The organism is Microcoleus sp. B13-B6 (genome assembly GCF_036705405.1).
GTDB lineage: Bacteria > Cyanobacteriota > Cyanobacteriia > Cyanobacteriales > Microcoleaceae > Microcoleus.
The window spans coordinates 1-10,581 of record NZ_JAUBUJ010000165.1 but is presented as its reverse complement, the minus strand read 5'-3'; the positions used below and the strand labels follow the sequence as shown (position 1 = coordinate 10,581).

At 43.6% G+C, this 10,581-nt stretch carries 10 protein-coding genes; 8 read left to right on the top strand and 2 right to left on the bottom strand.

The genetic code is table 11. The features are described from left to right. Nucleotides 1-113: 113 nt before the first annotated feature. The 8 genes from QUB35_RS37000 (at nucleotide 114) to recG (ending at nucleotide 9,224) form a co-directional block, all read left to right on the top strand. Nucleotides 114-800 (top strand): hypothetical protein, encoded by a 687-nt coding sequence (locus QUB35_RS37000; protein ID WP_333147759.1) that lies wholly within the window; start codon nucleotides 114-116, stop codon nucleotides 798-800. An 895-nt stretch (nucleotides 801-1,695) separates the two neighbouring features. Next, nucleotides 1,696-2,097, top strand: a complete 402-nt coding sequence (locus tag QUB35_RS36995) for a plasmid mobilization protein (RefSeq protein ID WP_333147757.1) — start codon at nucleotides 1,696-1,698, stop codon at nucleotides 2,095-2,097. A 50-nt stretch (nucleotides 2,098-2,147) separates the two neighbouring features. Continuing rightward, nucleotides 2,148-3,872 (top strand): relaxase/mobilization nuclease domain-containing protein, encoded by a 1,725-nt coding sequence (locus QUB35_RS36990; protein WP_333147754.1) that lies wholly within the window; start codon nucleotides 2,148-2,150, stop codon nucleotides 3,870-3,872. 385 nt (nucleotides 3,873-4,257) lie between these two features. Further along, nucleotides 4,258-4,596 (top strand): hypothetical protein, encoded by a 339-nt coding sequence (locus QUB35_RS36985; protein ID WP_333147752.1) that lies wholly within the window; start codon nucleotides 4,258-4,260, stop codon nucleotides 4,594-4,596. Between the two features lie 70 nt (nucleotides 4,597-4,666). Next, nucleotides 4,667-4,951 carry a GIY-YIG nuclease family protein gene (locus tag QUB35_RS36980; RefSeq protein WP_333147750.1) on the top strand — a complete coding sequence of 95 codons (285 nt, stop codon included), beginning with the start codon at nucleotides 4,667-4,669 and terminating at the stop codon, nucleotides 4,949-4,951. Between the two features lie 213 nt (nucleotides 4,952-5,164). Further along, entirely contained in the window at nucleotides 5,165-6,247 is a 1,083-nt protein-coding gene (locus QUB35_RS36975; protein ID WP_333147748.1) for an alpha/beta hydrolase, read from the top strand. 6 nt (nucleotides 6,248-6,253) lie between these two features. Then, entirely contained in the window at nucleotides 6,254-6,439 is a 186-nt protein-coding gene (locus tag QUB35_RS36970; RefSeq protein WP_333147746.1) for a hypothetical protein, read from the top strand. Nucleotides 6,440-7,130: 691 nt separating this feature from the next. Beyond that, nucleotides 7,131-9,224 (top strand): ATP-dependent DNA helicase RecG, encoded by a 2,094-nt coding sequence (gene recG, locus QUB35_RS36965; RefSeq protein ID WP_333147743.1) that lies wholly within the window; start codon nucleotides 7,131-7,133, stop codon nucleotides 9,222-9,224. A 505-nt stretch (nucleotides 9,225-9,729) separates the two neighbouring features. Here recG and QUB35_RS36960 read toward each other — a convergent pair. Both QUB35_RS36960 and QUB35_RS36955 read right to left on the bottom strand, forming a co-directional pair. After that, nucleotides 9,730-10,077 carry a transposase gene (locus tag QUB35_RS36960; protein WP_333147741.1) on the bottom strand — a complete coding sequence of 116 codons (348 nt, stop codon included), beginning with the start codon at nucleotides 10,075-10,077 and terminating at the stop codon, nucleotides 9,730-9,732. A 54-nt stretch (nucleotides 10,078-10,131) separates the two neighbouring features. Further along, entirely contained in the window at nucleotides 10,132-10,542 is a 411-nt protein-coding gene (locus tag QUB35_RS36955) for a hypothetical protein (protein ID WP_333147739.1), read from the bottom strand. Nucleotides 10,543-10,581: the final 39 nt, after the last annotated feature.

Here is a 10,581-nt window from a genome sequence, read left to right as displayed (position 1 = left end):
AGTAACGATCCAGAACTCTACGCCTTGCTCAGCTTGATTGACGCTATTCGAGTTGGTCGGGTGCGGGAGCAACGTTTAGCCGCTAGCGAACTTGAAAAGAGGATCGTCGCTCTATGAATCAGCAGATATTCATGCTGGAAACAGTCGCCCGGATACTCTCTCAAGTACGCACTACCATCGTCTTCACAGGAGGAGCAACGATATCCCTGTATCTGGACGAAGTGGCTGCTCCTGACATTCGACCTACCGATGATGTTGATTGTGTTGTCGAAATCATGTCCAGAGCTGAATATTACAACTTCTCGAACTTGTTGCGAACCCTTGGGCTTCAAGAGACTACAGAATCAGGTGCACCCCTATGTCGCTGGCAGTATGAGGGCATTTCAATTGATGTCATGCCGTGCGACTCCTCTGTATTAGGGTTTTCCAATCGCTGGTACAGGCCGGGCATTGCTAACTCTATTCGCTACCAACTTCCAAGTGGTAGGCAAATCCTAATTTTTTCAACGCCTTATCTCCTCGCTTCCAAAATAGAAGCTTTCATGGGTAGAGGCGGGGGTAACTTTTATTTTAGTTCTGATATTGAAGACATTGTGGCACTGCTTGACGGGCGTTTTAGTTTGTTCGAGGAAGTGCAACAAGCTGACTATGAAGTGAAAGCATTTTTATCAGGATGGTTTCGAGCCGAGCTTGCAAATCTGTGCGAAATCGCGCCTGCTTTCCTCTCACCCGTTGCTAAAAATTCAGGTCGCACTCGCTTGCTCTTGCAAAGAATTGAAAGGCTGGCGATGGTAGTTTAGTAGTTAACTGCTAGCAATAGACAGCAGCGGACACTCGATCGAGGTAAGCCTTACACTCGCGAACAGCCTCAACGGAACGCAAAAACCAGATAGTCCAGCCTCAGCTTTATTGCTGGCATAGTGGGTACTACACTACAAAATCACTTCATAAATTTTAGCTACCTGCCAATTTTCTCACACTTGCTCAACTTGATTTTTTATTCAATTCCGATGCCACAACTTGACTATTAAGTCAATCCACTTGTTGTTAAAAACGCTAAAAAATTAGCTAATTGTTGCGTCAGCTAAAGTCAGGGATTTGCAGTATAAAGTCAGGGATTTGCAGTATAAAGTCAGGCAAGTGCAGGTATTTGCAGGGGGTGCACTTTACCTGCAAATCCCTGTAAATATCCTGCAAATGCCTGACTTTTTCGGTCAAATTACTGCTTTTTTGTGCAGAGACTGCCTTTGCTGGTTGAGGCTGCTTTTGGCTGTTCTTGATTAGTAGCAAGCAATGGTTTTGTGATCACAAACCGCACTTTTACGTGCAGGAAGAGAAATAATGCACCCTCCTTTTACGGAAGCCTAACCGTAAGGTCGGGTTTAATACTTTCTTTAGCTTTAATGACAACTGTAACTATTTGTACTACGATTTAAGCTGAATATTCTATAGCTCTAAGAAATTAGAGGGAGAAAATGCTTCAAAAGCAATTCAACAAGCTCATCACTTATTCAAGTGCGATCGCACCTAAATCCACTATTCTATACAAATAAAGAAAATTATACTCAGTCTCTACCTTAATAAACTGTCTAAACAGCCCTCTCCAATTGGGGGGGATAAAATCACCTGAATAGCGCTTGTCGATTACAGTTGTTAACTTGTATCTTGGTAAGAGGTTTTTACTGATTAAAAACTATGAAGACTTTACCGTCCGTCAAACCTAGAGAGCTGCTATCCAACCATATTCACATTCGCCTAACTGACTCTGACTACAATCAAATCAAAGCAAGAGCAGAGCAAGTAAATTTAAGCATGAGCGACTTCATGCGCCGTGCAGCTTTGAGGAGAACCATGCCACGCCCTCTAGCTGCATTTGACTTGAAAGCCTATCAAGTTTTGTGCAAGATTGATACCCAATTGAGGATTGCAGGAAACAACCTCAATCAAATTACTAAAGCTTGCAATAGTGCTGTGGCATTGGGAGAACCAGTTGTTGTCAATAAAGGACTCTTAGAAAGCGTACAGCAACTCATTCGAGAGAACCAAGCTACAATTAAAGCAATAGTTGCAAACCTTACCAATTCTACAGTCCGCTAATTTTTAACAAGCCTGAGAAATTGATGTAATAAACCTACTGCGAAACGGTTATGATTGGCAAACAAATTAAAGGTACAGGCTTTCGGGGCTGTCTGAACTACGTGCTGGGCAAAAAAGACGCCGCTCTAATTGGCGGTACTATGTGCGGACAAACTCCTGAAGAACTGGCTGCTGAATTTGCGATCGCCCGACAACTAAGACCTAACCTGAAAGTAGCAGTTTTTCACGCCACTTTATCTGTCGATAGCACCGAAAAACTAGAAGATTCTGAAGAAAATGACCAACGCTGGCTGGCGATTGCAGCCAACTACATGAAAGCGATGGAATTTGACAACAACCAATACGCAGTTGTCAAGCACAGCGATACACAACACGACCACATTCACATCGTCGCCAGTCGCATTTGTCTAGATGGAGGTGTCGTTGACGATAGCTGGGATTATTACAAAAGCCAAGAAACTATTCGCCAACTCGAACGGAACTACAGCCTGGAAACTGTTACACCCAGTTGGGAAACAGACAAACGAGCTCAGACTACAGGAGAACACAGGCAATTAAAAAGCAAGGGAAACCAGAGCGTCAGGGTGCAATTACAAGACCTAATTGATGAAGTTACCCAAGACAACCCAAGTATGCCAGAATTCGTTGAGCGGTTGCAGCAACAAGGCGTAGAGGTGCAAGTCGGATTGACTCGAACTGGAATCGGCTTGAGTAAAGGCATTTCTTACAATTTAGATGGGGTCGCTTTAAGTGGCACTCAGTTGGGTAAAGCCTACACTTTTTCTGGATTGCAGAAGCATCGAGGCGTTAGCTATGACAAAGGGCGAGATAACGCCCTAATTGAGGCTTTAATGCAGCCACAACACTTAGCTATCGCCCTCAGTGAGGCAGAGGAAACTGAGCTAGAGTCGTCACAATCCGAGTTAGTAGCAACCGCACCTGCAACTCCTGCAAGAGAAAATAAATTAGAGTTGTCACAATTCGAGTTAGTAGCAGGCGCACCTGGAACTCCTGCAACAGCAAATGAGTTAGAGTCGTCACAATCCGAGTTAGTAGCAACCGCGCCTGCAATTCCTGCAACAGCAAATGAGTTAGAGTCGTCACAATCTGAGCTAGAAACAACTACACCTGCAATTCCTGCAACAGCAAATGAGCTAGAGTTACAACTGTCAATCCTGCCTGAAAGGAATGAAACTCAGTGGCAAAAAGTGCGATCGCATCTAGCAGTCGAGTACAGTTTACCTTTAGAATTGCTCGATTTATTGCACTCTCATTCTTGGCTGTATGCCGGCTCAGAAAAGGCTGTCTTTACAGGACGGACGCTTGAGGGGGAACCCAGGCTCGCTTTTGTCCTCGATGAAAGAGGCAACTTTACTACAACCCATCCCCTGTCATCTGAAGCTGCTTTCTGGGTAGCCACTACCGGAGAAATTGAGCGAGCTGTAATTGCCTGTAACCCAATCGAAGCCCTTTCACTTTTGCTTATTGAACAGGATAACTCTACAACAGCACCACCCACAATTTACCTAGGAATTGAACGAGCTTCACAACTACCTATACAATTCTTACAAGAACTCGATAGCGTTATTATAGCGATTGCCGAAAATTCTCAGCTCGCTCGAAATGCGATCTCGTTGCTACCGGATGCAGAACTTGTCAATCCACCGTCAAGTTGGAATGATATCTGGATACAATTAATTGAACAAGAACAGCCAACTCATAAACAAAATCACCAACAGCATAAACCGCACACCCAAAACCTCGAACTGGATTAGTTATTGCCACTTAAAAATTTGATTTTTATTAAATAAAAGCGCTAGCTAACAAATTTCCTGGTTGCGACATAAATTACTGGGTAGTTCTGGCATCTCAGGGTTTTGATAACGGTGGGTAAACCGTTTTATCCCCCCAATTATTCTTACCAGGCAGGAATACCAATTACTGATATTGCTACCACTAATTTTGACAGCTTTTTTAACGTATTTATCAACTATTTTGGCGTAACTATTAAGTAAATTGAGGCCGTGCTTGCTCAAATAATTTGTGAGTCAACATGGGTAAAAATAAATTATTTATACATTTTATCGTACTCACTAACATTTACGAAAAAACAAATTTATGAGCGCTGTCGCGCCCAAAAATAAAGCATCGGAAAAAAAAATGGAACTATCGCAAACCTACACCTATTACTTCAATAATTTAACCTGCGTCCACCAAACAGAAAACGAACTGTACATCATGGGCAAGGAAACAACACTTGTACTGAATTTTCAACAAACAAGCTATCAAACGCTCGACAAAATAATCCACGCTCTGCGACTTGTGAGAGACAAAAAAGTCCAAGATCGAAAGTCAATTATTGAACAAGAACTGCTGGCATTAAACTTCCAATTCCCTCTCGAAAGCAACAACGATAGCAACAACGACAGCAACAACGACAGCAGCAATGGTAGCAGCAACGGCAGCCACAAAAACTGCGAGCTAAAAATCGACTGGTAATTCAATTATGCCGGAGAGACAAGTTTGTTTCTCCGGCAGCCAATAGCCAACATTAAAACCACATTCAAAAATGGCAAACACAATAGCAGGATATGTATATCTCCTGCACTTTGAGCAGCCGATATGTCCGACTCGTCCGTCTCAACACTATGTCGGCTGGACTAAAGATTTGGACGAAAGGCTTTATCAGCATAAAAAAGGCAGAGGGGCTAAGTTTTGCGGCGCAGCCCGAGAACGCGGAATAAAATTTGTTCTGGCAGAATGCTGGGTTGCAGACAAAAGTTTTGAGAGAACAATCAAGAGGCAAAAGAACCACAAACGCTTCTGCCCTATTTGCACAAATTTGGTAAACTAAGATAATGCAATGTTTGCAACACTGATGCTTGACCGGAACTGTTTTGTCCTACAAATGCGTGTAGGCGTGAACTATCGTTCTGTATCTTTGACCTACTTAATTCTCTCTCAAATCCTGGCTAGCTGGTTTACAGATTACTGCTACCATACCTCACACTTAGTAGTAACCGCCATATTAGTTTAAGCTGATTAAAAATTAGGAGCAGAAAATCCGATGCTCCCCAAGAATAGCCGCAAAAAGTTACCATTATTGGCAGCGTTCTTAATCTCGCAATTTATCCCTTGGTTCTTGAGTGCGATCGCGCTATTTCTCAGTTTATGGGTCATCGTACCAGCACCCACGCTGTTTCTGTACCCTTTGGCGGTGGGAGCACCAGAAATTAGTCCTTGGTTAGTCGGTATCAATGCGATCGCCCTTCTGCTGAACCGGCCCAGACGACATCAACGCAAAGTCTACATTATTTTACCGATTTGTAACCTGTTCGCCCTAATTCTGAGCCTGCTTCCCCTGATGCAATTCCCAGAAGCCAATGCAGCAATAGCTACCGAAATGCAAGCAGTTCTAGGAACAAACTATTTAGCAACCGTTCCTCAAGCTCTACGCGCGCAGCTACACCCTCAACCGTTTATCCTAGCAGATGCGTTCCGGGGAATTCCGATTAGAGAGGTTAGGATCGATCGGGCTATTGGATTTGCCAACCCTGACGGAGTTTCACTGCAACTAAACCTTTATCGGCCGGTGGAAATTGGCAAATATCCGGCGATTATCACACTCTACGGGGGAGCTTGGCAGAGAGGCAATCCCGATTCCAATGAGGAATTCAGCCGCTACATGGCCGCCCAAGGCTATTGTGTGGTTGCAATTGCTTACCGCCACGCTCCCAAGTATCGATTTCCTGCTCAGCTTGAGGATGTACAAGCCGCTCTTTCCTATATCAAAACTCATGCTGGTGATTGGTCCATCGATCTCGATCGAATTGCTTTGATGGGAAGGTCTGCAGGTGCCCATTTAGCAATGCTAACTGCTTATGATTCTAGTGTGCTTCCAGTTAGAGCAGTGGTGAACTATTACGGGCCAAACGACCTTATTGGGGGATACAATGACCCATCTTTTCCTGATGCGATCGACGTTCGAGCCGTCTTGCGTGCCTTTCTGGGAGGAACCCCAAACGAACTCAATGAGCTTTACCACCGGGCTTCCCCCATTAATTATATTAAACCCAATCTTCCCCCTTGCCTACTGGTTTATGCAGGTCGCGATCATATCGTTCAGGCTAAGTTTGGGCGATCGCTCTAGGAACGATTGCGAGCCACGGGCGATTCCCTACGGGATAGCTTCGCCGCGCGTACTATTTTGCTCGAAATTCCTTGGGCTGAACACGCCTTTGATGCAGTTTTTAATGGCCCTAGCAATCAACTTGCTTTGTATTATACAGAACCTTTTTTGGCTTTGGCTTTGAAATATTCCGATTACCAGCCAATTAAATAAAAATTGAAATTTTACTCATTTATGCTTAAATAAAGGCGCCTCAAACTGTCTTAATTATTGCCATAAATCTCTTCTGTTTAAAATCTTATAAATTCCAAAAACTACGCCAGAAAGGTTTTGTGGCGCTGCTGAATCAAAGTATTATTTTGCCTATACGTAATTAGGGCTGACTGAATAAAAACAGAAGGCAGACCAGATAAGGGTTTCAATCTTTTTGGGCTCGAACAAGTACAAGTTATAAGATAAGCGAGGTTCAAAACCCTTGGACTTTCACAGGGAAGTCTCTGGGTAAATTTGGGAATTAGGCAACGAACCTACTATTTTTCAAGCTGTCTAGTCTCAATACTTCGGACAGTTTTTGAATGAGAGCCTGAAAGTGCCATTCTACCGTTTGTATCCGAGCTTGACGAAAGCCTGAAACCCTCATTATACCGTTAGCGATAGAAAACTGTCCGAAGTGTTGTAGTCTCGTTTATCCACTCTGTACACTTTTTTAGCAAGCCCTAATTATAAGAGTGCTTACCCGTCACGTCAGCGGTGGGCAACTACGGGGTGATTGCCCCTACAAATTTAATACCCAAATTCAGCCACGCCAACCAAAATTTTCCTCCTTGTTGATAGATGGATTAGCCCTCGGGAAATGAGCCGCGTTCGCGGCTAACTCTCAGCCAATTCAAATCCCTTCAAAAATATGGATTTAACTCTCACCTTACAACATTTGTCTGGGATTGCTGTTCCAGAAGCTCAAAAATTAGCAAAACTAGGTCTTCGCACCATTGCAGACCTACTCTACTATTTTCCTAGAGAACATCTCGCCTTCAAACGCACTCGGATTGCTGAGACAAAAACAGGAGATTGCGTAACAATTGCAGGCAAAATTATCAACCACAGTATCTTCGACTGCCGTACTAAACCAGAACTTACATTACAAAAATGGATTGTCTGCGACCAAACCGGCAGAATAGTTTGCACTCAATTTTACAACCACAGCTATTACCAATCGCAACTATGGCGTTCCCACCAAGCCGAACTTTACAAACAAGGTGCTATTGTATTAGTGACAGGAAAAGTCAAACAAGATAGCTATGGTAAAACCATCAGCAACCCAACAGTTAAAGTTGTTAGCTTTGAAGATGCTAAAGCCAGCACGACCTCTATTGTACCAGTTTACCGCTTAACTAAAGGCATAACTAACGAGCTAGTCCGGCATTGTATTCGTACAGCACTTGACTGTGTTGGTTTTATTGAAGACCCGCTGCCACAACGACTTCGCAAACGTTTTGGGTTAATAGCTCTCCAAAAAGCTATCGCACATATTCACTGTCCCCCAGACAGCAATACCCTCGAATCTGCCCGCCACCGCTTAGTGTTCGATGAATTTTTCTACTTGCAATTAAGGCTATTGCAGCACCGATATACCTTGCAACAACAGCCAGGATACTCCCTAAACTCAACAGGAAAACAGCTCAGAAAACTTTACAAGAATTTACCTTTTACCCTAACCAAAGCACAGCAAAGAGTCATTGCCGAAATTCTGTCAGACATGAGCAAACCAACTCCGATGAATCGCTTAGTACAAGGAGATGTCGGTGCCGGCAAAACAGTAGTAGCAGCAGTCGCCATCCTTGCAGCAATTCAATCCGGTTATCAAACAGCACTAATGGCACCGACTGAAGTGTTAGCCTCCCAACACTACCGCAAACTCAGTGAATGGTTTGAGCCGCTGGGATTGTCTGTAACGCTGTTAACAGGCTCCACAACAGCTAAGATTCGTCAAGAAATTGCCAAAGGATTAAACTTGGGGCTTCTTCCCTTGCTAATCGGTACTCACGCACTGATTCAAAATACTGTAAGCTTTAAGAAACTGGGTTTTGTGGCGATCGACGAACAGCATCGATTTGGAGTTCAACAGCGGCTCAAGTTGCAGCAAAAAGGCATTAGCCCTCACATTCTGACAATGACCGCCACACCCATCCCTAGAACTTTAGCCCTGACACTGCACGGCGATTTAGACATCAGCCTGCTGGACGAACTGCCACCGGGGAGAGAGCCAATTCAAACTCAGCTATTTACGAGTAGAACTCGCCACAAAGCTCACGAAATAATTCGACAACAAATCCAACTGGGCTATCAAGCCTACATCATTCTGCCACTTGTCGAAGAATCTGAACGGCTTGACCTCAAAGCCGCCATTGAGGAGCATCGGTACTTGAGGGAAAATATTTTCCGCAATGTCAATATCGGGCTGCTACACGGTCGCATGAATTCCGCCGAGAAAGAAACAGAAATCGCCAACTTTATTGCCCATAAAACTCAAATTCTCGTCTCTACGACGGTTGTTGAAGTCGGAGTTGATGTCCCCAATGCCACAGTCATGTTAATCGAACACGCGGAACGATTTGGCTTGTCACAATTGCACCAACTCAGAGGCAGGGTAGGACGGAGCACGGCACAATCTTACTGCTTGTTGGTAAGCGATTCCAAATCAAATAATTCTAGAGAGCGGCTCAAGATAATGGAAACTTCGCAAGACGGCTTCTTTCTAGCAGAAATGGATTTGAGATTGCGAGGGCCAGGTCAGGTATTAGGAACCCAGCAGGCGGGACTGCCAGAATTTGCCAAGGCTGATTTAATCAACGACCAGGCCATACTAGAGCAAGCTAGGAAAGCAGCACAGTTGGTAGTCGCAAAAGACCCCACTCTGGAAAGGTGGCCCGAACTTTCACAAGAATTGTTCGGGCGACAGCAGGTTAACAAACTCGATGCAGAAGCAGCACTTAACTAATAACCTGTTGTGCATCTAGATTAGACTTGAATTGCCTAAATCTTTGATTAATAGGTTAACCGCAGATTCAAGACAGCTCAACGCAAATAAACGCAGATAATTTCCTGATTGAAGAGCGAATAAATGCAATGCAACTCTATTGTCTATGGTGCAATACGCTTGGGTTAACGCTCTCTAACGAATTCTATCTCTGTTACGATTTTATGGCAATATATGCATCTTTTAAAAGTCAGATTGTTCTTAACCCAAGCATATTGGTCTATGGTGTTCGAGGGAGAGAGGATTTGACAATTTTTGAAGGTCATTGAGCTCTACAATTTAAATGCAGTACAACTTACTAATTGCATAAATAGTTGCAACTGAGTGTTGAGTTTTATGATTCTACTCAACACGCAGTTGCTTGTGCATAAGTTCTGTAGCTACTGCTTTTGCCAGCGAGCATCTACCCCTCGCCCCCGACATTGCAAACGCCCAGCATCTCTCTCCCGGCGCAATAAACGGCGAATTAAATCAATGCCCACTGTCGGACACCTTTCCTGCAACCCTCTAATTGAACTGCGGGTATCCCTTTTTTCCTGGTTTCTTGGCGAAAGCAATTAGCCCAAAAACGTTGGATAGCAAAAATGGCACGTTCGGCAGAAGCCTGACGTGCCATCGAATTAAGCTTACCTGCCCATTCAAACTCTTTTGCCATAATGGCGCATTGTTTGTACAGGTCAACTAACTTAACCCCTTGATTCTCTGTCCAATACCTAAGAGTTTTATTTCGGACAAATTGAGCCGTCCTAATCATCTCGTCAATGACTCGGTATTGCTTCCCTTTGGCTTTCAACTTAAACTCTAATGTTATCATTCAAATATCTTACCGTATTACGAAACACTATGTTTACAAAATGCGTATGTTTAATCATTCTTTACACTTTATAGAAACTAAAGCCGTCCTAGAAGGACGGGGCTTTAAACCCAATTTTTCTGATAAAATAAACCCTGTACTAAAAGGAATGTGGGTATAATTGGTGTGAATTGTAGTTAGCACGTCCCGATAACCCGCAATTTCTTGTTCTGAACTATCGCGCGGCGTTGTTTTTTCAGTTACTAATTTCTTAATCCGTTCTAGCGGCACAGTAATTCCTTCAATGCGGTTAGAAGATTCGGTACTCTGAATAACCGCAGCTTGGCGCAAAGTGCCTAAAACTTGTGGCGCTTGTTGCTTAAATAACTCCTGCTTTCCCTTGTACTCTCCAACTAAGCGAATCGTTTGCAAAAGTCTTTGGTTGAGTTGTTGACTTTCAATGAACCCCTCTTCAAATGACAGCATATCTATTTTATCTCCTTTGTATTAATTATAAACATTTAT

What these genes read in the sequence shown, in the direction of transcription:
- QUB35_RS36985 (WP_333147752.1), top strand. Translation starts at nt 4,258, where the DNA reads ATGGAACTATCGCAAACCTACACCTATTACTTCAATAATTTAACCTGC.
- QUB35_RS36975 (WP_333147748.1), top strand. Translation starts at nt 5,165, where the DNA reads ATGCTCCCCAAGAATAGCCGCAAAAAGTTACCATTATTGGCAGCGTTC.
- QUB35_RS36955 (WP_333147739.1), bottom strand. Translation starts at nt 10,542, where the DNA reads ATGCTGTCATTTGAAGAGGGGTTCATTGAAAGTCAACAACTCAACCAA.
- QUB35_RS36980 (WP_333147750.1), top strand. Translation starts at nt 4,667, where the DNA reads ATGGCAAACACAATAGCAGGATATGTATATCTCCTGCACTTTGAGCAG.
- QUB35_RS36990 (WP_333147754.1), top strand. Translation starts at nt 2,148, where the DNA reads ATGATTGGCAAACAAATTAAAGGTACAGGCTTTCGGGGCTGTCTGAAC.
- QUB35_RS36995 (WP_333147757.1), top strand. Translation starts at nt 1,696, where the DNA reads ATGAAGACTTTACCGTCCGTCAAACCTAGAGAGCTGCTATCCAACCAT.
- recG (WP_333147743.1), top strand. Translation starts at nt 7,131, where the DNA reads ATGGATTTAACTCTCACCTTACAACATTTGTCTGGGATTGCTGTTCCA.
- QUB35_RS36960 (WP_333147741.1), bottom strand. Translation starts at nt 10,077, where the DNA reads ATGATAACATTAGAGTTTAAGTTGAAAGCCAAAGGGAAGCAATACCGA.
- QUB35_RS37000 (WP_333147759.1), top strand. Translation starts at nt 114, where the DNA reads ATGAATCAGCAGATATTCATGCTGGAAACAGTCGCCCGGATACTCTCT.